27 protein-coding genes are annotated in these 24684 nt (G+C 69.5%); 15 read left to right on the forward strand and 12 right to left on the reverse strand.

What is annotated here, in order from left to right; all coding sequences use genetic code 11:
* Positions 1-22: 22 nt before the first annotated feature.
* From ABT345_RS17080 to ABT345_RS17115, 8 genes are all read right to left on the reverse strand, one after another.
* The gene (locus ABT345_RS17080) at positions 23-466 is read right to left on the reverse strand and encodes a hypothetical protein (RefSeq protein WP_345092722.1); all 444 of its coding nucleotides are present in this window, start codon (positions 464-466) and stop codon (positions 23-25) included.
* Positions 467-571: 105 nt separating this feature from the next.
* On the reverse strand, positions 572-2314 hold the full coding sequence (locus ABT345_RS17085; protein WP_345092719.1) for a relaxase/mobilization nuclease domain-containing protein: 1743 nt from the start codon (positions 2312-2314) through the stop codon (positions 572-574).
* The gene (locus ABT345_RS17090) at positions 2311-2937 is read right to left on the reverse strand and encodes a hypothetical protein (protein WP_345092716.1); all 627 of its coding nucleotides are present in this window, start codon (positions 2935-2937) and stop codon (positions 2311-2313) included. The genes ABT345_RS17085 and ABT345_RS17090 overlap by 4 nt, the downstream gene beginning before the upstream one ends.
* A gap of 298 nt (positions 2938-3235) precedes the next feature.
* Entirely contained in the window at positions 3236-3427 is a 192-nt protein-coding gene (locus ABT345_RS17095; protein ID WP_345092713.1) for a hypothetical protein, read from the reverse strand.
* Positions 3424-5085, reverse strand: a complete 1662-nt coding sequence (locus ABT345_RS17100) for a hypothetical protein (RefSeq protein WP_345092710.1) — start codon at positions 5083-5085, stop codon at positions 3424-3426. Before ABT345_RS17100 ends, ABT345_RS17095 begins: the two co-directional genes overlap by 4 nt.
* Positions 5082-5711: a WhiB family transcriptional regulator gene (locus ABT345_RS17105; RefSeq protein WP_345092707.1), complete on the reverse strand. Its 630-nt coding sequence runs from the start codon at positions 5709-5711 to the stop codon at positions 5082-5084. The genes ABT345_RS17100 and ABT345_RS17105 overlap by 4 nt, the downstream gene beginning before the upstream one ends.
* 155 nt (positions 5712-5866) lie before the next feature.
* Positions 5867-6562, reverse strand: a complete 696-nt coding sequence (locus ABT345_RS17110; protein WP_345092704.1) for a zinc finger domain-containing protein — start codon at positions 6560-6562, stop codon at positions 5867-5869.
* A 2-nt stretch (positions 6563-6564) separates the two neighbouring features.
* Positions 6565-7452, reverse strand: a complete 888-nt coding sequence (locus tag ABT345_RS17115; protein ID WP_345092701.1) for a helix-turn-helix domain-containing protein — start codon at positions 7450-7452, stop codon at positions 6565-6567.
* Between the two features lie 916 nt (positions 7453-8368).
* Here ABT345_RS17115 and ABT345_RS17120 point away from each other — a divergent pair.
* Entirely contained in the window at positions 8369-9247 is an 879-nt protein-coding gene (locus ABT345_RS17120; RefSeq protein ID WP_345092698.1) for a helix-turn-helix transcriptional regulator, read from the forward strand.
* A gap of 46 nt (positions 9248-9293) precedes the next feature.
* Here ABT345_RS17120 and ABT345_RS17125 read toward each other — a convergent pair whose 3' ends face one another.
* On the reverse strand, positions 9294-10100 hold the full coding sequence (locus ABT345_RS17125; RefSeq protein WP_345092695.1) for a hypothetical protein: 807 nt from the start codon (positions 10098-10100) through the stop codon (positions 9294-9296).
* A gap of 209 nt (positions 10101-10309) precedes the next feature.
* Here ABT345_RS17125 and ABT345_RS17130 point away from each other — a divergent pair, with 209 nt between their 5' ends.
* The gene (locus ABT345_RS17130) at positions 10310-10744 is read left to right on the forward strand and encodes a DUF6193 family natural product biosynthesis protein (RefSeq protein ID WP_351322542.1); all 435 of its coding nucleotides are present in this window, start codon (positions 10310-10312) and stop codon (positions 10742-10744) included.
* A gap of 214 nt (positions 10745-10958) precedes the next feature.
* Here the strand turns inward: ABT345_RS17130 and ABT345_RS17135 are convergent, their stop codons facing one another.
* Positions 10959-11510 (reverse strand): GNAT family N-acetyltransferase, encoded by a 552-nt coding sequence (locus ABT345_RS17135; protein ID WP_345077212.1) that lies wholly within the window; start codon positions 11508-11510, stop codon positions 10959-10961.
* Positions 11507-12778, reverse strand: coding sequence for an NsdA family TPR-like regulatory protein (locus ABT345_RS33255; protein ID WP_486389284.1), 1272 nt, complete (start codon positions 12776-12778; stop codon positions 11507-11509). Before ABT345_RS33255 ends, ABT345_RS17135 begins: the two co-directional genes overlap by 4 nt.
* Before the next feature lie 192 nt (positions 12779-12970).
* Between ABT345_RS33255 and ABT345_RS17145 the strand changes: the two genes are divergently transcribed.
* The 13 genes from ABT345_RS17145 (at position 12971) to ABT345_RS17205 (ending at position 23660) form a co-directional block, all read left to right on the forward strand.
* Positions 12971-13552: a hypothetical protein gene (locus ABT345_RS17145; RefSeq protein WP_345077206.1), complete on the forward strand. Its 582-nt coding sequence runs from the start codon at positions 12971-12973 to the stop codon at positions 13550-13552.
* Entirely contained in the window at positions 13549-13977 is a 429-nt protein-coding gene (locus ABT345_RS17150; protein ID WP_345077203.1) for a hypothetical protein, read from the forward strand. Before ABT345_RS17145 ends, ABT345_RS17150 begins: the two co-directional genes overlap by 4 nt.
* Before the next feature lie 143 nt (positions 13978-14120).
* Positions 14121-14612: a hypothetical protein gene (locus tag ABT345_RS17155; protein ID WP_345077200.1), complete on the forward strand. Its 492-nt coding sequence runs from the start codon at positions 14121-14123 to the stop codon at positions 14610-14612.
* Positions 14613-14645: 33 nt separating this feature from the next.
* Positions 14646-14846, forward strand: coding sequence for a DUF5999 family protein (locus ABT345_RS17160; protein WP_345077197.1), 201 nt, complete (start codon positions 14646-14648; stop codon positions 14844-14846).
* Entirely contained in the window at positions 14843-15445 is a 603-nt protein-coding gene (locus tag ABT345_RS17165; RefSeq protein ID WP_345077194.1) for a hypothetical protein, read from the forward strand. Before ABT345_RS17160 ends, ABT345_RS17165 begins: the two co-directional genes overlap by 4 nt.
* Positions 15442-15804, forward strand: a complete 363-nt coding sequence (locus ABT345_RS17170) for a hypothetical protein (RefSeq protein WP_345077191.1) — start codon at positions 15442-15444, stop codon at positions 15802-15804. Before ABT345_RS17165 ends, ABT345_RS17170 begins: the two co-directional genes overlap by 4 nt.
* Entirely contained in the window at positions 15801-16013 is a 213-nt protein-coding gene (locus ABT345_RS17175) for a hypothetical protein (protein ID WP_345077188.1), read from the forward strand. Before ABT345_RS17170 ends, ABT345_RS17175 begins: the two co-directional genes overlap by 4 nt.
* Positions 16010-16651: a hypothetical protein gene (locus ABT345_RS17180; RefSeq protein ID WP_345077185.1), complete on the forward strand. Its 642-nt coding sequence runs from the start codon at positions 16010-16012 to the stop codon at positions 16649-16651. The genes ABT345_RS17175 and ABT345_RS17180 overlap by 4 nt, the downstream gene beginning before the upstream one ends.
* Before the next feature lie 154 nt (positions 16652-16805).
* The gene (fxlM, locus tag ABT345_RS17185) at positions 16806-18038 is read left to right on the forward strand and encodes a methyltransferase, FxLD system (RefSeq protein WP_345077182.1); all 1233 of its coding nucleotides are present in this window, start codon (positions 16806-16808) and stop codon (positions 18036-18038) included.
* Between the two features lie 50 nt (positions 18039-18088).
* Positions 18089-18292, forward strand: coding sequence for an FxLD family lanthipeptide (locus tag ABT345_RS17190; protein ID WP_345077179.1), 204 nt, complete (start codon positions 18089-18091; stop codon positions 18290-18292).
* Positions 18293-18385: 93 nt separating this feature from the next.
* Positions 18386-21442, forward strand: a complete 3057-nt coding sequence (locus tag ABT345_RS17195; protein ID WP_345077176.1) for a lantibiotic dehydratase — start codon at positions 18386-18388, stop codon at positions 21440-21442.
* A complete protein-coding gene (locus ABT345_RS17200; protein ID WP_345077173.1) occupies positions 21439-22671 on the forward strand; it encodes a lanthionine synthetase C family protein in 1233 nt (410 codons plus the stop codon). Before ABT345_RS17195 ends, ABT345_RS17200 begins: the two co-directional genes overlap by 4 nt.
* On the forward strand, positions 22653-23660 hold the full coding sequence (locus ABT345_RS17205; RefSeq protein ID WP_345077170.1) for a thiopeptide-type bacteriocin biosynthesis protein: 1008 nt from the start codon (positions 22653-22655) through the stop codon (positions 23658-23660). Before ABT345_RS17200 ends, ABT345_RS17205 begins: the two co-directional genes overlap by 19 nt.
* Positions 23661-24198: 538 nt before the next feature.
* On the opposite strand, the gene ABT345_RS17210 is transcribed toward ABT345_RS17205, so the two are convergent.
* Positions 24199-24660, reverse strand: a complete 462-nt coding sequence (locus ABT345_RS17210; protein WP_345077167.1) for a hypothetical protein — start codon at positions 24658-24660, stop codon at positions 24199-24201.
* Positions 24661-24684: the final 24 nt, after the last annotated feature.

Genomic DNA, 24684 nt, shown 5'->3' on the forward strand with positions numbered 1-24684 from the left:
CGGTGGGTCGTAGGAGTGGTGGTCAGCGTCCGAGGTGGCGCAGGCAGTCCTCGAACGTGTCGAACGTCGCGTCCGCCGGTCCGCTGTTGCGGTTGTACCAGGCGGTGTCGAGGCGCGTCTCCAGCTGCTGGTGGCCGATCCGGCAGCGCAGCCAGATCTGGCCGCGGGTGGAGAGGATGAGCCAGTCCCGGTACGCGCCGCATTCGGCGCAGGCGACCATCTCGCCATCGAGGACGAGGGGCTGTCCCCACGGCATCATCTTGCCGTCGACCTGGTCGTGGCTCGGCACGCGCAGCTCGGGCGGAAGGAAGTCGTCCACGACGGTGGTCGGCTCGATGGGCATCGGCTCGGTTGCCGGCACTCCGAAGCCGGGCGGAACCTGGCCCTGCAGCTGCGCATGCAGCTCGTCGAACTGCCTCTGAGCTTCGTTCGACCCCTTGGTCCGGCGGCGTATCCGGTGAAACACCCTGGCGTCCCCCTCTACCTCGTCATCTCGTCCTGCGCGCTTCACGACCATGCCCTACGCCTCCGGTGGTTTCAATTCGTAAAGTCCACAGTCGGCTCGACGTGATCACAGGGCCTTACGCGATGTCTCCTCTCCGCTGCGCCGCCGACCGGTTGCGGAGGGCCTGGACGGCGTTCTGCGCGTCGCGGACCGGTTCCCCGCGGTGCTGGCCTCGGGCAGTGGGGAAGCATCGGCGGGCAGGTCGGCCGCCCGCCGCATCCGCCACACGAGCACGTCGCTGATGGAGTCCGCGCTGCCGAGTTCGCGGCGCCCAGCAACGTCGGAGAGGAGAGCGGCCGGGTCGTGACCGGAGGTTTCGGTATCCGCGAGGGTCGCGGCCAGGGCGTGCCAGCCGGGTTCGGCGAGGATCTGCTCGGCCAGCTCCGGAAGCGCCTCGCGCAGCAGCACGGTCTGCCGCTGGAGCATGGGCCGGCTCAGACGTCGGCCGCGCTGCTGGAGGACGCCGAGGGGCTGTGCGGCGGCGGCCCGGTAGGCGGTGCGCAAGTGCTCGGCGGCCCGGGTGGCGGCCTCGGCTTGCTGGGCGTGGCCCTTTCTGGCGTGCCAGTGCGCGGCGGCGGTGACGAGGAAGAACAGCATGTCGATGGCCATGGCCGTGGTGGCGCCGTCTTCCCCGCGGCCGAGGGCCAGACCGCCCTGGACCAGGTCGCGGGCGGCCTGCCGCAGGGCTCGGTCGTGCCCGCGGACGGCGCGGACATGAGAGCGCGAGGCTCGTTCGAAGGCCGTTGCCGCGGCGCGCAGTTCGCGGCGGGTGTGGGCGGCGGACGTCTTGGCGAGGGCGTCCAGGACCTCGCCGGCCGCGGCGATGTGGGCTGCGACGACCGGATCCTCGCCGTGTGGGACGACGAGCACGGCCTGCCACAGCGCCGATGCCGTTCCGCGGCGCGCGGCGGCAGGACTGCCCCGGCCTGTACGGATCGCTTCTTCCCGCCGGGCAGCCGGAGCGTCCTGGTCGTCACCGGACCAGCGTTCGCGGATGCACGGCAGCGACAGGTCGGGGGCCAGGCGGGAGCCGGGATAGAACACCGGCTCACCGTCCCTATTCAGGTCGCCGGGCAGGGCGACCTTGTATCCCAGGAGGTCGCCGGAAGGCGCGGCGCGCTTGCGGACCACAAGGCCGCTGGCGGTGAGCCGGTCGAAGAACTCCTCGTCGGTCCTCGCACCGGCCACCGCGCGTCGTACGGTTTCGCGCAGCTCCTCGCGGGCCGTGAGTGCACGGCCTCGACGTTCGGCCTTGTGCCGCTCGGCGCTGGTGGGCCGCTTGGCCGCTGTGCCGTCGCCGGGGGCGACCTGGTGGAGACCCAGTTCCTTCTCGATAAGACGGGCTTCGGCGTGGGCGCGGGCGCCGGAGCGGAAGTCGTCGGGGCGGTGGCCGTCCTCGGTGACGAGGGTGCCGACGATGTGGATGTGGTCGGCGGCGTGGCGTACGGCGGCCCAGCGGCAGCCGGGCTGTCCGCCGCCGGGGTCGATCCCGGTGGCGGCGACGATGCGGCGGGCGATGTCGGCCCACTCCTCGTCGGACAGGATCCGGTCGCCGGGTGCGGCACGAACCGAGGTGTGCCATACGTGTTTGGACGGGCGGGCGTGCTCGGCAAGGGCCATCACAGGTTGGTCCAGGAGCTGCTGGAGGTCCTTGAGGGTGGCGTTGGGGTCGCGGCCGGGGTCGGGGGACATGCCGTCGAAGGAGGCAACGAGATGAGGGTCGACATGTTCTTCGCTGCGCCCTGGTCCGTAGAGGTACACGAGGAGCCCGATGGTCCGGGAACCGGACTTGTTGACGCTGGGGATCACGAGCTGCGGTGCTCGATGAGCCGCGCCACGGCTTCATGAGCGGTGTCGGCGGCCCGTCGCACAGCGGCAACCGCTGTTTCGAGGTGAGGAGCGTCCGCGCCGCTGTTGAGAGCCTTGACCGCCTGGTTCAGGTTGCTGCCGGCCCAGCCGAGCCGACGTCGGCTGTCGAACAGGGCGGTGATCACTTCACGTTCGTCGGCGATCTCGACACTGGTGCGATCGAGGTCGCGGGCGGCGGCGAGCGCGGAGCGGGCGAGGAACCCGGCCACGGACAGATTGCACTGGGCAGCGGCGGACTTGATCAGGACGAACTCATCCTCGTTGAAACGCGTGTTGGGCTGGTGCAGGCGCTTCTTCTCGGGCGACTGGCGCGGACGCTGGCGGGCGCGAGGAGCGCGGCGTCGGCGGGCGCGCGACGCGCTCTGCTTCTCTTCCTGCCCGGGCTTCGATCCGCCCCCGGTCGAAGCCCGAAGGACCTGCGCCCCCCGGTGCAGGCCCTCTCTCGTCCCCTCGGGGACGGGTTCGGCGGAAGCTACGCTTCCGCCCCAACTTGCTCGCCCCGAGACCGAGTTGGAGTCAAGGTCATGTTCCGGGGTGGTGTCGTTCTGGACGGGGTCCATCATCGGGATTCGGACCTCCTCATAGTGCGGGTACGGGGATGAGCGGTCGTGGCCGGCGCGACGACGGCCGGTCGCGTGAGGATGCGGGCAGGGCTGCTGACGTGGAGGAGCCACCGCCGGTCGGCAGGCGGAAGGCGGTTCGCCGGCGGGCCAGGACACCCTCCAGGCGCTGGCCTCGATGGATGCGGGCTCGGATGAGCGAAGGGGCGCGGGATCACCACGTGTCCCCTGAAGGGGCGGTGGCCCGGCGTATGGCCGGGCCACCGTTGGGGGTAGGGCGTTGAGCTGGGCTTTTGCCGGTTCAGCCGCACTCGGGACAGCGGGCGACGTGGCTGTTGAGCGCGCGGGCCATCCGTTGTCTCGTCGAAGACGCCTGCTTCGCGCTGGACTTCCCCGCCGGCCTGCCCGCGTGCCGGCTGGCGTGGGCAAGCATGTAGCCGATCTCCCGTTCGTACTCCGCACGGACGGTGGCGAACTGGTGGCAGGTCTTCATCGGGCGGTGCTCCTTGTCTTCGTGATGTCGTCGCTCCGCAGCTTCTGGAGGACGAGGCTCAGCCGTTCGTTCCGTCCGCCCTTGAGGTCCTCGCGGCGGAGGATCTCCCGCAGCTGGACCCGGGTGACGAACTCGTTGCCGTCGCGTTCGAGCAGCGCGGGGACATGGGGGAGGACCTGCTGGACGAGCTGATCCACCGACTGCTCCGGCTCGTGCGGCGGGCGCTGTGCCTGAGGGGTGCGGGGGCGACTGCGCTTCCCCTTGTTCTTCGTCCGCGGCTTGGCTGCCGCCTTCCGACGGAGGGGAGCCTTGTGTCCCCGGTCCCCGGTGGTCTCGGTCCCCGTGTTGGCGGGGGTCGGTCCCCGGTCCCCGGTGGTCTCGGTCCCCGTGTTGGCGGGGGTCGGTCCCCGGTCCCCGGTGGTCTCGGTCCCCGTGTTGGCGGAGGTCGGTCCCCGGTCCCCGGTGGTCTCGGTCCCCGTGTTGGCGGGGGTCGGTCCCCGGTCCCCGGTGGTCTCGGTCCCCATGTCGACGAAGGCCGGTCCCCGATGCGAACCAGGGCCCTGAGCAGGAGTTTCCCGCACAACATGGCCGGTCCCCGTGTTCGCAGCAGCGGGACCGGTCCCCGCTTTCACGCATGCTTCTGTTGCCTCGGTCCCCTCTTTCCCGTCTTCGGTCCCCGTGCTTGACGGCGCTTTCGGGGCCGCGTTTTCGGAGACCGGTCCCCTCGGTTTGCCCGGCCGAAGGCCCGCGGCCGACTCGTGGGGACCGGGGGTGGGGGCCGGCGTGCTCTCTGCCGGAGGTGAGGGGACCGTGGCAGCCGTTGCGGTGCCCGGCGCCGGGCACCAGGGAGAGGGAAGGGTGATCGTCGCGAGCGCGCGGGCGTGCCGACGAGCGGCGAGCTGGGCGAGCAGCTTCGCACGCTGGTCGGGGTCCGTACCGACCGAGGCTTTGTCCACTGCTCTCGACAGCCGTCGTGTGAGCCGACGGCCGCGCCTGTTCTGCTGCTGCTCGGGGGTGCCTTCGCCGAGGCGATCGGCGAGGGCGACCGCGTGGGTGGTGGCCCGGTCCCGGGTGATCTGCGCGGCGTCGCGGTCTCGTGCGGCGATGCCGAGGCGGGACAGAAGACGTTCGCGTGCCTCCCGCCCCAGGACGGCGATCAGCCCGCGGGAGGCGGCGTCCGGAGTGCGGACGCGCAGCTCGATTCCCATGGCCTGGTGCCACAGCACCGCCGCCAGCACCGGGCCGACGAAAGCCCGGACCGTGCCGCCGACGAGGCCGCTCTCGGCATAGGCAGGGATCACCTGTACTCCGGTGATCACCCAGACCAGCGTGCCCGGAAGGCCGGGGGACTTCTGGGTGGCCAGGTTCTGCCGGGCCATCAGCGCGGTCGCGAAGAGGCCGAGCTCGGCGGCGGCGAACATCCCGGCCCGCTCGGCGGTGCCGGCCATGTCGAGGTAGTCGGCCGCGAAGCGCCACGAGGTGTCGGCGCTGTAAGCGGTACAGCCGAGGGCGGCCAGTGCGGCGACCTTGACCGCCGGGGTGCCGAGACGTTTCTGCGGACGGGCGTCCCGGTGTCGCCTCATCCAAGCGGTCAGTACCAGCACCGGCAGGAGAACGCCGGACACGCCGATGACGAGGAGGAGCGGGGAGTAGGTCATGCAGCCGTCCCGAGTGGGCCGGGCGTCGGAGCCGGCGCCGCCGTGTGGACCACCGGCTGGTGTCTCCCGGGCTTTGCGGATGCTGCCGGAGCGGTCTTCTTTCGCTTCTTCTTGGGCCGTGGCATGCCGTAGGCGCGGTCGCGTTCGGAGACCTTGTCGGCAGCCTTCCGGAGCAGGTCACCGGCGTGCTTGCGGCTGAACTGCAGAGCTGCGGCGAGGCGGTCGGGCCGCCAACCCCGGACGTAGGCATGGTCGACGACGACCTGTCGCTCGGCCTCGGTCAGGTGCACGTCGCGTCCCCGGAAGAAGGCCGCAACGCGTCGGTAGTCGACCCGTAGAGGCAGGCCGTCGTGCCGAGGACGCCGCTCGGCTTCGGTGAGACCGCCCCAGATGCCCTCCTTGAGGGCGTTCTCCAAGGCAAAGTCCAAGCACTCGCGGCGTACGGGGCACCAGCCGCACAGCTCTTTCGCCTCAGCGATGGCTTCGTGGTTGCGGGGAAGCGGGAAGAAGACGGCATCAGCGTCCTCGGCGTCCATGCCGTAGCACGTCCCGCGGGATTGCCAGCTGGTGTCTCCGATGCCGCGCAGGCCCGTGGCGGGCGCGTCGTGGGTGGTGATGTAGCGCAAGGATCTCTCCGATGCTGCCGCTTCGGCGTGCCCGGGCGGGGCCGTGCGGATGCGGCGTCGGGTGCCGGCTGCGGCGCTAGGGCATGCGCCGCAGCCGGGGCGGGACGGTGGTGGCTGGTGGTGCCCGGACGAGACGGTCGAACCGGGCGCGCCGGTCAGGACACGGCGGAATGCCGGACCTGCTGGGCGGCGAGGTCGAGGCGGCAGGGGTGTGGGGTGGCACGCGGGGCGGTTCCGCGGGCTCCGCCGTCGGGACCGATCCGGCGACGACGGCATGGCTCGTCGGGCTGAGCCAGGCACCACTCGCACCGGACGCCCAGCGCATCGGGCAGGCCCTGCGCGACGGCTGCCTCGCGGGCTGCCCGGGTCGGCCGGTAGGGGGCGAGGGCGGCACGGGCGGCGGGCGGTATGCAGGAGCCGATCTCCCGCAGACGGCTCTCCAGCTTCGGGTCGATCCCGGCACGGCCGGCAGTGATCGCCTTGGCCTGCGCGGGCGGCGCGGCGCCGCTGGCGACGGCACGGCGCGCGCCGGCCAGTTCGGCGGTCCAGGCGGCCTGGTCGTCCGGGTCGACGGACGGTGTGGGGTCGGAGTGCCGGGCCAGGCGGTCGCGCCGGTAGCTCTCCCAGGGACGGGCCAGGTCCGTGGGCAAGATCTGGAACGGCGAGGTGCGGATGTGCCGACGAGCGGCGACGCGGGCATCCCAGCCGTACGGGGTGGCCATCGGCACGTCGTCGAGCAGCTCGTGCCACTGGGCGAGCTGGTCGGCCGCCTCGCGTTCGGTCGTCCGGATCAGGCGGGGGTCGAGTCGGCCGATGTAAGCCAGCAGCGCGGCGATTTCGCGGCGGTCCACGGTCAGCCCTCCGTTCCGGTCGACTCGTCGAGAGCGGCGAGCAGGGCGGCGGTGTGGGCCTCGGCTCGCGTCATGCCGCCCGGCGTGGCCGGGGCGTTGCCGGGCACGGCGTAGAGGTTCGGGCGGCCAGGGGCGTGTTCTCGGGCAACCCAGGAGCGCCAGTCGACCGCCCAGGCATCCGCCGGCCGCGGCTCGAAGTTGGCGCGGTGGGCGCGCCACTTCGTGTCGGCTTCCTGCAAGCCCTGCTCGCCGAGGCGGTCGAGGTGCCCCTGCTGGCGGGCCCAGGTGCGGGTGGCGGTGTCGACCTGCCACTCGGCAGCCGAGAGGACGGCGGCACCACTGCTGTACCTCCGGTTCAAACCAGGTTCACTACGGTTCTGTGTGCCGGTTTCCGGTACATCGCTGTGCTGGTTTCCGGTACGTCGAGGTGCCGGTTTCCGGCGGGACCTGCTGGATTTCGGTACTGCCGGTTTCCGGGGCCTCGCCGGGGATTCCGGCACCTCGCGCGGGCGGATGCCGTACCGGCGCAGGGCCGAGATTCGGAGTGCCGGGGTGGCTTCGGGGCCGATCTCCGAGACCTGTTCGCCGTCTTCCTCGTCCTCGGCCCTCGCCGCCGCAGCCCTGGCGGCGAGGGGGAGGCGGTAGACCGTGCTGCGCTGCGGGCCGGTGAGGTCATCGAGCTGCTCCAGCTCGCCGGAGCGGAGGAGGCGGTCGATGGCTTCGCGCACCGTGGAGACGGAGGCGTTCGTACGGGTGGCCAGGCTGGAGAGCGAGGCCCAGGAGATGCACTGCTCGTCGGCTGCCCGGTCAGCGATCGACAGCAGGACCAGGCGCGCGGTGCCTCGGCTGGAGCTGTGGTCCCACACCCAGGCGCGGGCATCGCGGCTCATCGGCCGCTCCGGTGGGTGACTGGGACCTTAGGCCCTATGCGCAGGGCTGTGGGCATGCGAAACTCTCTTCTGTGCTCCACGCCGTGATGTCCCGTCGCAAGGGTCGGCGTGGTGACGGTCCGGCCCTCTGGGCCGGTGTTTCTTTCGCGGCCGGTGCCGGGGAGCTGCAACTCCCGGGTGCCGGCCGCGTTTTTCTGGTCGCGTGAACCGTTAAGCGTGGTCGTGCTGCACGTCGCACCTTTCTTTCTCCCCGCCGCGCTGATCACGAGGCGAGGGACCAAGAACATATGGCGACCGCTCCGTCAAGTCCATACTTGGTTCACAACCTCCCCAGAGGTCGCCGAGGCGGGCGTTACATGTGATTCGGCGTGAGATGCCTCTCACCGCGAAGCGGTGCGCGGGCGCGCAGGCGGATGGTGCGCGGAGGTCATCGAACCGGCCGGTAGGGAAGATTTAAAGCGCATTAGCTGTATCAAGTCAACGAGAGAAAGGCGCTTCATCTATGCGCGTAGATTCCTTGAATGAGGAGCGCTTGATGATGTGATGCCACGTCAATTTCCCAGCAGGACGGCCGCGTTGATCTTCTCTGAAATTCGGGCGGACTCGACATTCATTGCGAGCACCCCAGAGAAGGGCGGGTTTATTCGCGACCTGACATTTTTGCCGATTTCTCGAGTGTGACAAAAACGCCGACGTAATGCCCGAATCGCGGCCCTGTGCACCCTTCGTCTCGGCGGCCGCTTGATCCGAACTCGGGGCGGCTTTCCAGGTGAAGCGGTTCGTAGGCGCCAGGCCCTGAGGCGCGATTCAAGATCGAATTCTCGTTACGTAAGGTCGTGGTGCTACTGGCGGGTCAGGAAATAGGGCCCGCCGCTCGGGGGAGCGGAAGACGTAGCAGCGGCAGGAAGGAACGAACATGACGTCCCCCACGGACGCAGACCTGTGCGTGGATCGCATCGGGGCGCTCCCCGGGTACCCGGTGGGGCTAGGCGGGTTTCTGCGGGCCTCGCGGGCCGAAGCCAGCCGTCGCTTGGGGCGCACGGTCACCCAGGAGGAGGTCGGGGAGGCTGCGGGCCGATCTGGGCGCTGGTACGCCCGCGTGGAGGCCGGCCAGAAGGCTCGGCTCGACGGGTTTCAGTGCCAGGCGATAGCCCGGACGCTCCTCCTGGACCGCGACGGACTCCAGGCCCTCCGGGCCTACGGCATGGGCGGCGCCATTCCGCAGGGCAACGCCCCGGGGCTCAGTGTTCATGCCCGCCGATCGCTGCAGATGATGCTGGACCAGCAGATGCCCCACCCGGCCTGGCTGCTGGATCACGCGTGGAACGTGGTCGGGTATAACCGAGCCATGGCCGAATGGTCGCCCTGGGTGATGGAGCCCGGGGCGAACCTCATGCGATGGGGTCTCGGCGCAGGTCGCGACGTCCTCCTCGACTGGGAGGCGCAGGCCGAGATCTATCTGGCGATGTTGCGTTTCACCATGATCCAGTACCCGGATGACCCGGCCGTGCGCGCGCTGGTCTCCGACGTTGTGGCCTCCGACCCCTTCCTTGGCCGGCTCTGGCGAGAGCGGGTCGACGTCACGGAGGGGCGGGGCCCGCTCCGGTACCGCGCCCAAGTGCCCAACATCCATGACGGTCAGCCTGTCACCCTGGAGTGTGTGACGCTATTCCCCGCGGAGGCGCCCTCGCACCGCATGGTCATCCTGCTGTGGGTCGAGGACGATGACGCTCCGGCCGTCGGCAACTGCGATGCGGACCACGAACTTCCCGGAGTGGCGGGCTGCGCGGCCTGACCGCAGATCGGACCCCTCGTCTACCCGGTCTCGCGGCGCATTGGTGTCACCGCACCGCGAGACCGGGTAGGAGCAGCGTTCCGCCGTTGCTCGAAACGTCGTCGGCCCGCAGCGCCGACGGAGTCGCATCGCCGGCCCGCAGTTCCCCGACGAGCATGGTGGCTGCAGCGGCGGCCTGATCGGGCGCGAGGAGGGTGTGCTCCCACCAGCCCACGAGAGGTCGATCCCACCCGCGTCGCATCATCTCCTCGGGCGGCGTCGGCTCCGAGGGGCCGCGATCATCGACCAGCACGCTCAGGCTCTGGCTGTCGCACGCCGCCGCCACGGCCCGCGGCCCGCCGGTGATGTTGAAACCGAAATGGGTTTGACTGTAGAGCAGGTGCGATGCCTGGGTCATACAGCTATACAGCACGGCGCTCAGAGAAGTTTCCAAGGCCGACCAACTGGTCGCGATCGGTACGCGCGGCGGCGGAGGCCACATAGGCCGGCCCGGAAGGATCAACCACACGTACGGCAGCTGCTCGAAGTCGACCGGCGCCGACGCGGCATCGAAGGGGATCCGATCGGTGCGATCCAGGTACCGCTCAGGCCGCACCGACAGCTGCAGGTCGCCGGCGGGCCCGGACAGTGCTAGCACGCGGTCATCCATTGCCCAGCGGACGCACAGGCCCCGCACCGCCCCGCCGTAGGCCAACGGGCCTCCGATCCGGCTACGCACCGCCGCCATGACGGCGCGCGCGGCGCCCGGCCCGCTCGGTACGGCCTCGGGCGGAGCGTCCACATCGCCCTGAGCGAGGCGGCGGCACGCGACGTCTACTACTGCATCGAGGCCGTCGCATATTCGCCCATCCATGTGGAAATCTTGCCCGACTAGTCTATTTTCTGCATATCAGGCACGTAGGGGAACGTGCCGTGATCAGCTAGAGGACTTCTCGGCGAACAAGGCCTTGGCGCTGGGTGGCCCGGCGTAGGGGAGAGCGTGGCAGCGTTCGGAACGGAGAAGGTCACCGCTGGGCGACAGGACTGGGCGACAGGAGAGGAAGGCGAAAGAGGAAGACACTCATGCCCTTCGATGATCAGGGCACGCATGCCCATCCCTCCACAGGCCACGAGATCACGGAAGCAGGCTGGCAGGCCGTTCGCCGAGACGGGCGAGTCCGCGACGATCTCATCGACGCCGCCTGCCGGGAGCCTCGCCTTCGGCAGCTCTTCCCCTGGACGGGCATGGGGGAACTGCACTTCAGCCGCTGCACCGAACCCAGCTGGACATGGGACATCCCCTACATCCAGCCCGCCAAGGGCGGTGGCTACTGGGTTTCAGGCCCGCTACGTACCGAATCAGTCGGCTCGGCCGCAACCGTAGAAGACGCCATCGCCGTGGTCGTCGCGAAGTTGCCGGCCAACGCCGGCCCGGCATTCGTGGGAACGCCCGAACAACTTGCGGCCCATGAAGCTTTGCTTGACCCGCACCCGACCGTGAACCCAGGTGCCGAATGATCCTGAGTACGGGCACGCCGTACCTCATGACGCTTGCTGAGGCGTTCCGAGAGTTCCCCTACCCGAGCACACCCTGAGCTGAACGACCACGCAGGTCGCCCCGGAGTAGGCGAGTACCGTCGCGAGCCTATACCGCATTGACGTCACGGGACGCAAGTTCTTGCAGCTCCACACGAATGCCGCAACGGCTAACCGGATACATGCTGTCTACCGCTTACTGCTTAACAGCGCGCAGCATCGCCGCAAATACAGGAGAATCAGGGAAAGGCTGCTGATCTCCCACCTTCCTATATCCCCATGCTTCATAAACGGCCTGCACAGCCCCATTGCCGTTTGCGGGATTTACCAGCAGCGTCACACGCTCTTCGTGTCGATGGGTCAGCCACGCCTCGTGAAGCTGCCACGCAATACTGCGGCCACGCCATTCCTTTCTCACTACGATCTCGTTCAAGGCCACAGTGCGCCTTCCGTCTTCCCGTGCCATATCCCCTGGAAGCGGCACCTTCATGCTGTTCCACCATCGAGTATCAGTCCCGAGGGGAGTCCCGAAGCAGAATCCCACAGGCTGATCACCTTCATATCCCAAAACGGCGGTCCAGCCTGGGCGAGAAGCGTACCGAGACAGCCTTTCATCGAAGCGGTCAACGTCATAGAATGGGCCAGTCAGTCCGAAATCTCGGCGCCGCACCTCGGCATGGATGTCGAGTATCTGCTGCCGAATCTCCGAGAGATCTTCAGAAACGAAGTGCTTCACGTTGACCGTCACGATTTCCGTTCCCCTTCAGTCAGGCGGTCCTTCATTTCAGCAGCGAACTTAGACCCAGGCGCCAAGCGAGACAGCTTGAGGTCGAACTTCCTCACCCAGCGAAAAGTGCGCCCGGAGAGCTTCGGCTCCCCTGTCCCTGGAAGGAACGCGGCGATGGTAGCGCAAGCTTGCTCGACTTCTTCTTGCGCTAGCTGCGCGAGCGCCAGGTGCACTCCGTAGTAAGTTCGGTTCCTTCTGTACTCCGGCCGCAGTTTCCCCAACGCCCTGTACAGGTGGGCTTCACTCTCAGCGTGACGACCAAGCCGCGCCTTTGCCAACGCCGACAGCCCTTCGAGTTCGGCCCGGTCAAAGAATCCAATCCAAGAAGGCCGTTCTGCCTGCGGGTCAGCGATTTCATATGCTTGAACAGAGTTATCGAAAGCCCGCAGAGTCGCACGTTCGTCGCCGATAGCTGACTGGATCCCTCCTAGTCGTGCATTCGCCAGCGCCCGATAAAGAGGGTCTTTCCTGCAAGCATGGGATCGCCGCCCAGCCTCAGCTGCGGCAAGCGCATCCCTCAAGTGTTGCTCCTGAAAAGAGAGAAGTGTTGCGTGGCCCCATAGGCGCATCTGCATTTCACTGCTACCAGCCATGCCCGCCAACTGCATAGCTCGTTGTAGATGCCTCTGGGCACGCTTGGGCTCTTGCCCATCCACTGCCGCCCAGAGTGCAGTGCCAGTGAAAGCAGATGCCAGGTAATACAACCGATTCCTCACCCGAGTAGACGCCTGCCCTGCATCCTGGAGATCTAGCGCATGTTTCGCGTGGGCCAACGCGCGAGTCTCCAGGCGAACTTCACTTCCGCCCTCGTTATCTGCCCGAACGAGTTCGTGGAAGTTCCTTTCAAGGCGATCAGCGTCTGACATCCCCACTCGTGACAGCCCAGTGGCGGGCGATGAAGAAAGCAGTGAAGCGGCAGTGATAGAAGCCGTAGCTGTCGCGAAATCGCGTCGCAACATAGGAGCCTCCGAGGGGGCTTGCTCGCTGGGAGTGGGAGGGGAGAATCCAAGGTCAACTGCCGTACAGCGAAACTCTTGTTCAAGAACCAGGCGTTGTTTCGCATGAGGCCAGCGAGTCTTCCCGGTTAACCAGTTTCGGACATGGCGATCAGTCAACTTCCCCGGACTTCCGGTCAGAACTTCCAATCGGATGTTTAGAGAGTCCGCGAGGCCCGCCTGAGTGAAGCCTGCGCGTGCTATGTACGCCGCCAGCTCTCGGTTCTCGCTCATGCTCCTCACGATAGCCGCGACACGAGCGCTGAACACTCACGAGGGTAAAAATTTCCGGTTGAACACCTCATGAGGCAAGCCCGAATTGCCTGTCAAGCAGGCCTGGGTGGGCGGTTACCTGGGTGCACTTCCCTTCGAGGCTGGTTAGGGGTCTCGGAGGGCAGCGCAACGGACGACGATCAGGAGTCCCCCGTGCAACCGACCACCGACCTCCGGGCAGCACAGCCCGCCGGGCTTCCCGCAGAAGCGCAGGAGCCCGCACCTCAACAGATGCTTCTGGACGAGAGGCGTTTTGATGCCAGCGTCACCGCGATGCTGCGAGTTCTGGCTGGCGTTCACGACTCGTACTTGGCTGAGTTCGACGAAGACCTTGATGCGGTACTCGGTGCGCCGGCTGGCCCGGAGGGGATCGCCGGGAGCCACCGAGCGTCGGGACTGATGCGTCGCCGCAGCACCCCTGCCGTCCAGGAGCCGGGCCTCGACTCGGAGCCGGGTCTGCGTGCGCAGCGGTTGGACCGCTTGCTGGGGCAGCTCGTGAACAGGGCCCGTGCCGCCGTGCACCGTTGTTCGGAGCCGGGGTTCGACGTGGCGATCGAGCGTGCTGACAAGCTCCGTGTCGGTCCGGCCGCAGCCGCCACCGCGGGTGTCGTGCAGGTGCGTCGGATGGCGATGGCCGCCCAGGAGCTGATCGACAGGCTCGATCCGGACGACGCTGCCGGGCCGTTGCCGACGTTCGAACCTCGCCCCTGGGTCCGGGAGTTGCGGTGTGCGTGACCCCGCCGTCCGCGTACTGGGCGTACCTGGACCGCATCGACGAGAAGGGGCGGCCGGTCGGCTTCGAAGTCGACGGTCGGCCGGTGCTGCACAGCTTCGTCGCGGCGAGCCCTGACCTGGCCATGGAGTGGCTGCGCGAATCGGTCCGCGCCGCGCTGCTCGACCTCGATCACGCCGGCTTCGGGGCCGCGTGGGCGTGGCTGGGTGATCACCGCGCCGCCGACCGGGCCACGGCCGGCCTCCGGCGGGGGAGTCCCGTGGACTTCACCGTGACGACGCCGTCCGGGTGCTGGTCCTGGAGAGCCGCTCCCGTCGGAGTTCCTCTGCCGCTGACCTGCCGGTGCTCTGCACCCGCGCCGCCGCCTGCCACTGCGCTTCGGCGGCACCGCGGCGGCGCAGTCCTCCCCCTCCCGTCTCTCTCGTAACCAACTCGCCCAGCTCGAAAGGACTTTCACCGTGCTCGACCACGACTACGCGTCCCTGCCCTTCGCCAAGGGCGCCTTGAGCCGCCGCCGCCCCAAGCAGGACAGCACCCGCCCCTGACCGCCTCACCTACACGGAGTTTTCGATGTTGAAGGTCGAGCTGTCGGGCCCCGAGGTAACGGCCCTGCTGGGCATCGCGCACGGTCTTTCCGTGGTGGAGATCGCGGCGCAGACCTCCATGCGGGTGAAGACGGTCCGAGACCGGCTGCTGCCCAGCGCCAAGGACCGGCTGGGCCACCGTGACATGAGCGACGCCGCGGCCGTCGAGCGTGCCTACCTCGCCGGTGCGCTGCCCGCCCCGCCGCCGGAGGCGCCCCGTTGCCAGGTCGCCGTGCGGCTCTCCCCGGGGCAGGTCTCCCTCATACGGCTGCTGTCCCAGGGCATGACCGCAGGGGCCATCTCCGGCCGCACCACCAAGTCCTTGCCCGCGGTCGAGCGCGATATCCGCGCACTGTGCGAGGTCACCGGCGCCGCGACGGACGCGCACCTCATCACCCGTGCCCGCCAGCTCGGCATCCCCTACCGCCGCCGCACCTCCCGCCCGGTTCACCCCTCCCGCCACCCCGTCGCGCTCTGACCCGCCGCCCTTTGGAAGGAATCTGCCCCTGCCATGTGCGTTCACAACCCGCCGTGCCCCTCCGCCGATGCCGCCGACCGCGACGCCGCGCACACCGTGGCCGGCCACCCTGATCAGGGCTGGAGCCTGTTGTGCAACGGTGTTCTGCTCTTCGAGGACACCGGCGAGCTGCTGCCGGACGGCGAGGTCATTGGGCCTCGCCGCCCGTCGGCCGGGTTGGCGGTCGCCGCGTGACCACCGCAGAGCTTCTTCTCGCTCCGACGGCCGGGGAGCACGACAGACCGCCGCTGTGCGTCCGCCGAGGCCCCGCCGGGCACTTCCGCCTCAGCTACGTCACCGAGCACCCCGGCGACCGGGATCTTCGCGATGTCCTGTGGGACCGCACAGCCCCGGACGGACAGCGTCAGCCCATGCTCTACCTGACGTGCGCGCTGTGCGAGATGCCCGTCCGGCCCGTCCGCAGCTCCCGCCGCCCCCGGCTCGGGACCGGGACGCTGTTCCTCGTCCCCGACGGCGTGGACACCTCGCAGCCGGTGCGGACGGTGCTGCCGCCGGTGTGCCTGGCCCACGCTCCCGTCGCCGTCCGGGAGGCAGCCGCCCTCCAGCACGGCTACACCGCGCTTCTGGTCACCCGCCACCGCCTCCACGGCATCATCGGCACCCCGTACCGCTGGGCCGGCCACCGCGTCCAACAGGACCAGCCGACCGACGTACCCGTGCCCTACGGCACCTACGACGCGCGCTGGACCATCGCGCAACTGCTTGTCCGTGAGCTGACGAAGTACGCCGTCGTCGACCTGAACGACCGCGCCGACCTCACGGAGGCACGGTGACCCCAGAGTTCTGTTACGTCCTCGCACCGTCCCGGGAGGCCCTGGAAGACCAGCTCCGCACCAGCCGGCCCGAACTCGCGCCCCTGGCCGCAGCTGTCTTACGCCGAGCCTTCTGCATCCTCGTCGCGGACCACGAGGAATCGTCCGAATGCGCCCATGCCCTGTGCCTGACCGAGCTGTCCGACGGCTACGCCCTCTGGGTCCGCTGGACCGATCACGAGGACGGACGGTGGCGGCGCTGCTGGTTCGAGGTCCGCCGCAACTGCCCCGACGCGGCCCCCGACGGCGAGCCGTGCGTGCTGTATCTCGACCACGCCGGGCTCCACAGCTGGACCGCAACCCGCTCGGAGGCACAGTGACCCACCGCATCCCCTTCTCCCGGCCCGCTCCTCCCGGGCCCGAGTCGGAGCCGCGGCAATGGCCGCACTGGTCCGACTTCGTGCTCCTCTCCGAGGGGCTCGCCCCGGTCCTGACCGGCTGGAGCGTTAGCGACTCGGAAGTTGCCTGCACGGTGAGCGACCACCTCCCCGACATCGCCACCCTCAACCTGGGAGCCCTCACCCCGTGACACTCCCCGAGCCCCTGTACGTGGTGGCGTGGTCCCAGGAGACCGACGCCACCCCCTCCGTCACCGTCCGCGTCACCCCCGATGGTTCCCTCCGCCTTGCCTTCCGCGGCGAACTGCCCCACGACCGCGACCACCACGGCATTCTGTGGCGCCGCCAAACCATTTCCGCCGGCCGCGGGCACCCCCTGAAAGATCGTGTCCACTCCTACCGGCAACGGACCGCAATGGCCTACCTCCTGTGCCACGCCGATGCCTCCTCCACCCTGGGCGGACACGCGCTCCACGACGACCCACCCCACCCCGAACAGCCGTTGTTCCTCCTCGACACCGCCGAGGTACACGAGGGGTACGTGACAGCCACACCACCTGTGTGCCACCAGTGCGCACCCCACGTCGCACGCACCCGCAGCGGCCGCAAGCGCAGCTACACCGCCGTCGTCGTCGACGAAGTCCGCCCCTGGGGCGTTGCCGGCGCCCTCTACGACCCCACCACTCTGCGACTCCACCTCGCGGCAAACAGGCTGACCGCCGTCCGCTACCGCAGCCCCCGGGCCCCGTGGGTCGTCGCCCACCAAGCCCTCATATCCCTCCACGGCATCACCCCCGTGCGTCTGAAGCTGCGAAATGGCGCGACCTGACAGGCAGCCCGGGCACCGGCCCTACAGGCGGGTCTCTCCCCCCTATCAGCAGACACCGTTGGCCACGTGAGCTGGCGGGAATGAAGTACGTCCCCGATAGCCTCCGGCACTCTGTTGCCGGCATCCCCCGAACATGTACGACCGAAGGAACTTCATGCCGAACACGACCGTCGAGCCCGACGAGGCAACCCGCCTGCGCAACAAGGTGGTGGACGAGCTGCGCGCGGACGGCACGATCTCCTCTGCCGAGATCGAGGCCGTCATGCGCAAGGTGCCGCGCCACGGGTTCGCCCCCGAAGCGAGCCTGGAGAAGGCGTACGAGCCGTACGCGGCGGTGATTACCAAGACCGATGAGTACGGGGTGCAGCTCAGCTCCGTATCGGCGCCGCAGATTCAGGCCCTCATGCTGGAGCAGGCCCAGGTCCGCCCGGGGATGCGCGTGCTGGAGATCGGGTCGGGCGGGCTGAACGCTGCCTACCTCGCCGAACTCGTCGGCTCCGACGGCGAGGTCACCACGGTGGACATCGACCCCGTCGTCACCGACCGGGCCAGTCGGCTGCTGGAGCAGCACGGCTACAGCCGGGTCACCGTCTGCACGGGCGACGCCGCCGAGCCGATCCCCGGGCTGGGGAAGGTCGATGTCGTGCTCGTGACCGTCGGAGCCTGGGACATTCCGCCGGCCTGGATCGACCAGCTCAAGGAGGGCGGGCGCCTGGTGGTGCCGCTGCGGATGCGTGGCCTGACCCGCTCCGTTGCGTTCACCCGTGTCGGTGACCACCTGGAGAGCGAGTCCGCGAAAATCTGCGGGTTCGTCCCCATGCAGGGCTCCAGCGCACACGACGAGGATCTGCTGCTGGTCAACGGCACCCCGGAGATCGGGCTGCGGTTCGATGACGGCCTGCCCTCCGACCCGAGCCTGCTCGACAACGCCGTCACCTTCCCGCGGTTCGAGACGTGGACCGGCGTGACCATCGGCGTCAGCGAGCTGCTGGACACCCTCCAGATGCACCTGGCCATCCGGCTGCCGGGCTTCTGCATCATGGCCGTGGACCCGGAGCTGGACTCCGGCATCGTCGCCCCGAACCACAAGGGCTTCACCCTGGCCGCCGTGGACAGCGAGGGTCGCACCTTCGCCTACCTCACCACCCGCCGCACCGAGGACAACAAGCACGTCGAGTTCGGCGTGCACGCCCTCGGCCCCGACGCCGCCGCGTTCGCCGAGACCATCGCCGGTCACCTGCGCGACTGGGCAGGCGAACACCGCGGCGGCCCCAGCCCGGTCATCCGGGTCTATCCGGCCGGCACCCCCGATGACCAGGTCCCCGGTGACCGGGTCATCGACAAGGTCCACAGCCGGATCTCGCTCTCCTGGCCCGCCAAGCAGTAGCCGCAGGCCAGGGTTCCCGCACCATCCATATCGGAAGGAAGGGCACCACCATGAGCATCACCACTCCGGCCCCGGCGACCGCGCCGACGGCCGCGCTGGCGACCGTGGAGGACGACTTCGCGCCGCTCGACGTGAAGGTCGTCGTCGCCTCCCACCCGCACGGCAAGCTGATGTGCGGCACCAACGACGGCTGCGGAAGCACCTGCGCCAACGGCGCCTCCGCGTGCAGCTCCTTCATCGAGGACCCCGCCTGATCCCCAGGCTCCTCCACCCGGTGGGCCGGGCGTGATGTACGTCCCGCTCGGCCCACCGGCCATCGATGCGCCTGTACCGGAAGGGAACGCCCCATGGCCACCCCCTCGGCCGTCAGCTACCGCTGGCAGGGCCCCGCACTGTTGCGGGCCACCACCAGCCAGGCCCCCGTGGAACTGCCCGCCACGCTCGACCTGGACGACGCGGCCGCCACCCGCGCGTGGCTGCACCGGACCTGGCAGCACCCGGCTTTCCAGGCCGCCCTGTCCGCGGCCACCCCGGTGCTCACCGAAGCGGTCCAAGCTGCCGTGGACGGGCGCCAGACCGAGCCCCGCCAGATCCGGCGGATCGCGCTGTCCACGATCTCCTACCTGCTGCGGTGGCAGAACCGCCCCACCCCGCACGGCCTGTTCGCCGGCACCGCCGCCGTGACCGTCGCAGAGACGGCGCACGTCCAGTGGCGCGAGAAGCACCGGGCGCTGCTGCGCGCGGACGCCGAATGGGTCACCGACCTCATCCTCCGCCTCCAAGCGAACCCGGAGCTGCTGAAGCGGCTGCTGCTGGTGGCCAACAACACCGCCCGGCAGCGCGGCAGCCGACTGGTCGCCGTTGGACCGCCCGCCGACGCGTACGCCGAGCTCATGGCGCCGGTCGAGGTATCCGTACGCCACGCCTGCCCGGTCGCCGCCGCGGTCGAGGCCACGCGCCGACCAGTCGTCTACGACGACCTGCACGTACAGCTGCGCACGCTCTTCCCGCAGGCCGGGCCCGACCTGATCGACCGGCTGCTGGGCGACCTGATCACCCAGCAGATCCTGCTGACCAGCCTGTGGGCGCCGATGACCACCATGGACGCCCTCGGCCACCTGTGCACAGAGCTGGAGCGGGTGTCCGCCGATTCGATCCCCGACCTCTACGAACTGGTCACCGAGCTCTACGAGTTACGCGACGAGATCGCCGGCACCCAGCCCACCACCAGCGCGACGCCCGGCCGCCTGACGGCGAGGATGCGCGCACTGTCCGAGGCCACCCCCACCCCGCTGGTCATCGACACCGCCCTTGACTGCGACGTGCAGATACCCGCCGCGGTCCTGGAGGAAGTACAGGCCGCGGTCACCGCGCTGTACCGCACCACCTCCCAGCCCTACGGCTACCAGCACTGGCGCGACTACCACCGCCGCTTCCGCGCCCGCTACGGCGCCGGCGCCCGAGTCCCCGTCCTGGAGCTGGTCTCCGACAGCGGGCTCGGCCTGCCCGCGGGCTACCTCGGATCGGAACGCGACCGACCGCCGAAGCTGCTCACCGACCGGGACGAGGCGCTGCTCGCGCTGCTGCAACCGGTGCTGATGGACGGCGGCGAACTCGTCCTCACCGACAAGACGATCAGCGCCCTGGCGGCCGCCGCGGGCACCGAACCGCACTTCGTCCCTCGGGTGGAGACCGCCTTCGAGATCCGCGCGCCGTTCCCGGCGGACCTTGCGCGCGGCGCCTTCGAGATCGTGTTGACCGCCGTCCCACGGCCCGGCAGCAGCATGGCCGGCCGCTTCGCCCACCTGCTGGCCCCCGAGCAGCAAGAGGACCTGGCCGCCGGCTACCGGACCGACCCCAACGCGCTCACCGCGCAGCTCAGCTTCCCGCCCCGCAAACGCCGCAACGAGAACGTCATCCGCACAGCGCGGCTCCTGGACCACGTCATCGCCGTGGGCGAGAACCCGGCCACCAGCGGCGGGACGCTCAGCCTGGACGACATCGCCGTCACCGCCGACGCCCGCCACTTCCACCTGATCCAGCACTCCACCGGCCGCCACCTGGACGTGCGGGTCCTGCACGCCCTCGAAGCCAGCGTCCAGACCCCGGCGCTGGCCCGGTTCCTCGCCGAGGTCGCCGGCGCCCGGTACGCCGCGTACAAGCCGTTCGACTTCGGAGCCGCGGCCCGCCTGCCGTACCTGCCCCGCGTGCGCTACCGCCGCACCATCCTGGCCCCCGCCCGCTGGCTGCTCACCGCCGATGAGCTTCCCCGCCGCACCGCCGAACAGGACTGCTGGGACAAGGCGTTCGACGCGTGGCGTACCCGGCTGCGTATGCCGGACGCGGTCAGCATGGTCGAGTACGACCAGCGCCTTCCGCTGGACCTGACCCACCCCGTACACCGCCGTCTGCTCCGATCCCAGCTCGACCAGAACCGGCGCCTGGAACTGCGCGAGGCGCCGCCGGCCGACGCGCACGGCTGGATCGGCCGCGCCCACGAGGTGTGGGTCTCCCTCCGCAACCCCGCGCCGCCGCAGCACCCCGAGAACAGCAGCACCATCCCGGCCGCAGCCGGACCGGTGCCGTTCCACCTGCCGGGTTCCGGCGACGTGCTGTACGCACGGTTGCACGCCCACCCCGGCCGGTACGACGAAATCCTGACCCAGCACCTCGATCCCTTGTTCACCGAGTTCGGTGAACACCCGATCTTGTGGTGGTTCACTCGGCACCGCCAGACGGCTCGCCCCGACGCCGACCAGTACCTCGACCTCGTCCTCCACCTTGCTCCCGGCGCCTACGGCGCGGCAGCCGAGAACGTGCACGACTGGGCGGATGCCCTTCATCGCGTCGGTTTGGCGGCCGGCCTGACCCTGGGGGACTACCGGCCGCAGACCGGCCGGTTCGGGCAGGGCGATGCGATGGACGCCGCGCACCGGGTGTTCGCCGCCGACTCCGCCGCCGCCCTCGCGCAGATCCGGCTCACCCACCAGACCGACGCCGTCGCCCCGCAGGCCCTCGCCGCCGCAAGCGCCTACGATCTCGTCCAGCACCTCGCCCCTTCCACCACCCAGGCCACGGACTGGATGGTCCGGCGGCTGCCGCAGACCACCGGCCGCCTCGACCCCCGCCTGCGCGACCAGATGCTCGAACTCACCTCTCCCGGCGGCCGGGACGCCTTGGGCGCGCTTCCCGGGGGCGACGTCGTCACCCGGGCGTGGCAGGCCCGCACTGCCGCCCTCGATGCCTACCGGCTCTGCCGGGCCGGCGCCGACCCGATGCGGGCCGCCCGATCGCTGCTCCATCAGCACCACGTCCGGGCCCTGGGCGTCAGCCCGACCGCCGAGGACATCACGCTGCGGCTCGTGCGCACCGCGGCCCTCCAGCACCAGAAGGCCAGCCGATGACCGCCCTGCCCGCCACGGCATCGGCCCTCCTCGACCAGTACGCCACGCACCTGGCAGAGCCCGTCCCGGCGTCGGAGAACGAGCCCTGGGCGGCGCAATCCCTCGCCGAGGGCGCCGCCGGGATCGCTCTGCTGCACACCGAGATCGCCAGCCGGTACGGCGGCGCCTGGCGCGCCGCCCACCGATGGATCACAGCCGCGGCCTCCGGGACCGTCAGCGCCGCCGACCAGACGGGCCTGTTCCTGGGGGCCCCGGCCGTCGGCTTCCTCCTCACCACCGTCCCCCCGGCCTACCAGCACCTGTACGCCGCGGCACGCGCGACCCTGCACCAGCACATCACCGACCTCGCGCACCGCCGCGTGGACGCCGCACTCGCCCGCATCGACAGACGCGACCTGCCCACCTTCTCGGAGTACGACCTCTTCTACGGCCTCACCGGAATCGGCGCCTACCTCCTGCGCACCGACCCCGAAGGCCCCGCCCTGGAACGGGTTCTGCACTACCTCGTCGCCCTGACCCGCCCCCTCGCTCCCGCAGGCCGAGGACTTCCCGGCTGGTGGGTCCACCACGACCCCGCCCGCGGCGAATCCCCCTACTTCCCCGGCGGACACGGCAACTTCGGCGCCGCCCACGGCATCACCGGCCCGCTTCTCCTCCTGGCCCAGGCCCTGCGCCGAGGCATCACCATCAGCGGCCACCGAGACGCCATGTTCACCATCTGCGCCCACCTCGACGCCTGGTGCCAGCACAGCGACTCCGGCCCCTGGTGGCCCGAGCACATCGCGCACCACGACCTCGACCGCGGGCGCCCCCACCACCACGCCCCAGCGCGGCCGAGCTGGTGCTACGGCACGACGGGCATCGCACGCGCCGGTCAACTCGCCGGGATCGCCCTGCGCTCCCCCTCGCTCCAGAAGTTCTACGAGGACGCCCTGTACCGGGCCCTGACCGATCCCGCGCAGCTCGCCCAGGTCACCGACAGCGGCCTCTGCCACGGATGGGCGGGCATCTACCAGACTGCTCACCGAGCCGCCGCAGACACACTCGACCCGCGGCTCCGCACCCTCCCGGAACGCCTTGGTGACGCCCTCACCACGCACGCCGAGCCCGGTGACCCGCCGCCCCCCGGACTGCTCAACGGCGCCGCCGGCACCGCGCTCGCCCTCACCACCATCACCTCGCAGCAGACGCCGACCACCGGATGGGACTCATGCCTCTTGATCAACTGACTCAGGAAACCGAGCCGAGCCCGACCCAGCGTGCCGTCCTCGCCGTACTGACCGGCCTGCCGATCGCCGACGCCGCGCACCAGTACCAGATGGACCCCGTCGTCCTCTCCGACGCGATCGTGGTCTACGACCAGGCCGGCCGGAAAGCCCTGGACCGCCACACCGTCACCACCGACTGGTGGCAGACATACCTCCACTTCACCGACTGGGCGAACGCCGACACCACCTTCACCACGCACGTCCTTCCCGTGCTGCGGAACGCGGAGACCACCGGCGCGATCGACGGCTGGTGGTACACCAGAAAGCACCCCTGCTGGCGCCTGCGCATCCGCCTTCAGCCCGCGGCCGACGCCAAGTCGACTGTCGGCAACGACTTCGACCGGCTCGTATCTGAGGGCCACCTCCAACGCTGGTGGCCCGGCATCTACGAGCCGGAGACCGCGGCGTTCGGAGGGAAGGCCAGCATGACGGCCGCGCACGCCCTGTTCGTCACCGACAGCCGGGAGACCCAGCAGCTGCGGCGGCGCGGTGACCTCGCTGTGGGGCCCCGGGAACTGTCCGTCCTCCTGTGCACGATCATGATGCGCGCCGCCAGACTGGAGTGGTACGAGCAGGGCGATGTCTGGCACCGCGTCATCACGAAGGAACACCGCTCGGCCATCAGCGATGCCCCGGTGGAACGGCTCAACGCCCGAGCCCAGGAGATCCGTCCCCTGCTCCTCGCCGACACCGACGCCCTGCTGCGTTCCGGGGGTCCGCTGGAGCCCGTTGCCGAGTGGGCCGCCGCCTTCCACGACACAGGCCAGGCGCTCTACCACGCTGTCCAAGACGGAACCCTCGACCGCGGGCTGCGGCAGGTGCTCAGCTACCACGTGATCTTCCACTGGAACCGGCTCGGACTGTCCATGCGCGGACAGAGCATCCTGGCCTGGGCAGCCAGGGCGGCAATCCTGCACGGCGACGAGCACAAGTGGCACCGCCGCCAGTAGATGGTCCCTGTCTTGTCTCACTCAATCGGGTCGCTTTCTCAGCGAACCGAGTCGTCTGGAGTTCTGTCTCAGCGAAACTGGTCGCATTGGTGAGGGGGCTGGGGTGCTGAATGACTGTACCGGCTGGCGTAGATCCGGCAGGGCTGCGCGTTGAGCTGTCGTACGTGGATCCGATTCACGGGCGTCATCGGCGTCCGCTGCGGGATTGTGTGACGAGCCGGTTTGAGGATGTCGCTCCGGTACGTACGTTCCGCTGGTCGCGGGGCGAGCGTCACCTAACGGGCTGGTACTGGGCGGCGACGGCACGACAGCACGTCGGCTTCGAGCCGTGGCTGGAGCACGCAACTCGGCCCATGCAGATCAGAGCCTCGTGAACGACCAACTTCGTTGAGACACGACAGTGGTCGGCGGTCGAGGGCCGCCAACAGTAGTCGGGCGGCAAGCACGGGGCGGGGGAGAACACCGAGGGAAGGTTGCCGGGATTCCTCGCAAGAGGGCAAACGTTGCCTGATACGGCACTCGCGGGGATGCACTTCTATCAGCTGGTGATGTCAGCGCCCAGATCCGCCCGCATCGCTGCGTGCACGACTTCCAAGGCGTCCAGGTACTCCCTCATTCGTCCACCTGGGACTTCGACGTGCGTACCTTCGATTACGACATCGCGAAGATCCCGAGCGTGCCGGTCAAGGCTCTTCGCGGGTGTCACTACGGACTGTGGCGCCAGCACGGCGAGTTCATAACGGGAGGCGTAGCAGGCGGCGTATGCGGTGAATGCCCGGTGCCCGCGTTCCTCGTCGGTGAGGCCGGTGGCGACAGAAAGGACCCTCAGTTGCGTCCGGACCTCGGCGTGAGCGGCGAGGTAGCGCGCATACACCTCTTGCCTCGCCGTGCGGCGCTCAGCTCGCTCTTCTCTCCGCTCGCGCCGGCGCTCGACCAGGAGAGCCGAGGCGAGGGCAATGGCGGCCCCCACAAGCGGTCCAAGCAGTGATAGCCACGTCATATGCGGACAGTAGCGGCTGCAGCA

It is taken from the genome of Streptomyces sp. NPDC000404 (assembly GCF_040300365.1).
In the GTDB taxonomy this organism is placed as follows: domain Bacteria; phylum Actinomycetota; class Actinomycetes; order Streptomycetales; family Streptomycetaceae; genus Streptomyces; species Streptomyces ramulosus.

Excerpts from the sequence above, each read along its gene's own strand:
- fxlM (WP_345077182.1), top strand. The coding sequence starts at position 16,806 with ATGCCGAACACGACCGTCGAGCCCGACGAGGCAACCCGCCTGCGCAAC.
- ABT345_RS33255 (WP_486389284.1), bottom strand. The coding sequence starts at position 12,778 with ATGAGCGAGAACCGAGAGCTGGCGGCGTACATAGCACGCGCAGGCTTC.
- ABT345_RS17100 (WP_345092710.1), bottom strand. The coding sequence starts at position 5,085 with ATGACCTACTCCCCGCTCCTCCTCGTCATCGGCGTGTCCGGCGTTCTC.
- ABT345_RS17190 (WP_345077179.1), top strand. The coding sequence starts at position 18,089 with ATGAGCATCACCACTCCGGCCCCGGCGACCGCGCCGACGGCCGCGCTG.
- ABT345_RS17130 (WP_351322542.1), top strand. The coding sequence starts at position 10,310 with ATGCCCTTCGATGATCAGGGCACGCATGCCCATCCCTCCACAGGCCAC.
- ABT345_RS17095 (WP_345092713.1), bottom strand. The coding sequence starts at position 3,427 with ATGAAGACCTGCCACCAGTTCGCCACCGTCCGTGCGGAGTACGAACGG.
- ABT345_RS17210 (WP_345077167.1), bottom strand. The coding sequence starts at position 24,660 with ATGACGTGGCTATCACTGCTTGGACCGCTTGTGGGGGCCGCCATTGCC.
- ABT345_RS17200 (WP_345077173.1), top strand. The coding sequence starts at position 21,439 with ATGACCGCCCTGCCCGCCACGGCATCGGCCCTCCTCGACCAGTACGCC.
- ABT345_RS17090 (WP_345092716.1), bottom strand. The coding sequence starts at position 2,937 with ATGATGGACCCCGTCCAGAACGACACCACCCCGGAACATGACCTTGAC.
- ABT345_RS17205 (WP_345077170.1), top strand. The coding sequence starts at position 22,653 with ATGCCTCTTGATCAACTGACTCAGGAAACCGAGCCGAGCCCGACCCAG.
- ABT345_RS17115 (WP_345092701.1), bottom strand. The coding sequence starts at position 7,452 with ATGAGCCGCGATGCCCGCGCCTGGGTGTGGGACCACAGCTCCAGCCGA.
- ABT345_RS17160 (WP_345077197.1), top strand. The coding sequence starts at position 14,646 with ATGTGCGTTCACAACCCGCCGTGCCCCTCCGCCGATGCCGCCGACCGC.
- ABT345_RS17155 (WP_345077200.1), top strand. The coding sequence starts at position 14,121 with ATGTTGAAGGTCGAGCTGTCGGGCCCCGAGGTAACGGCCCTGCTGGGC.
- ABT345_RS17120 (WP_345092698.1), top strand. The coding sequence starts at position 8,369 with ATGACGTCCCCCACGGACGCAGACCTGTGCGTGGATCGCATCGGGGCG.
- ABT345_RS17125 (WP_345092695.1), bottom strand. The coding sequence starts at position 10,100 with ATGGATGGGCGAATATGCGACGGCCTCGATGCAGTAGTAGACGTCGCG.
- ABT345_RS17195 (WP_345077176.1), top strand. The coding sequence starts at position 18,386 with ATGGCCACCCCCTCGGCCGTCAGCTACCGCTGGCAGGGCCCCGCACTG.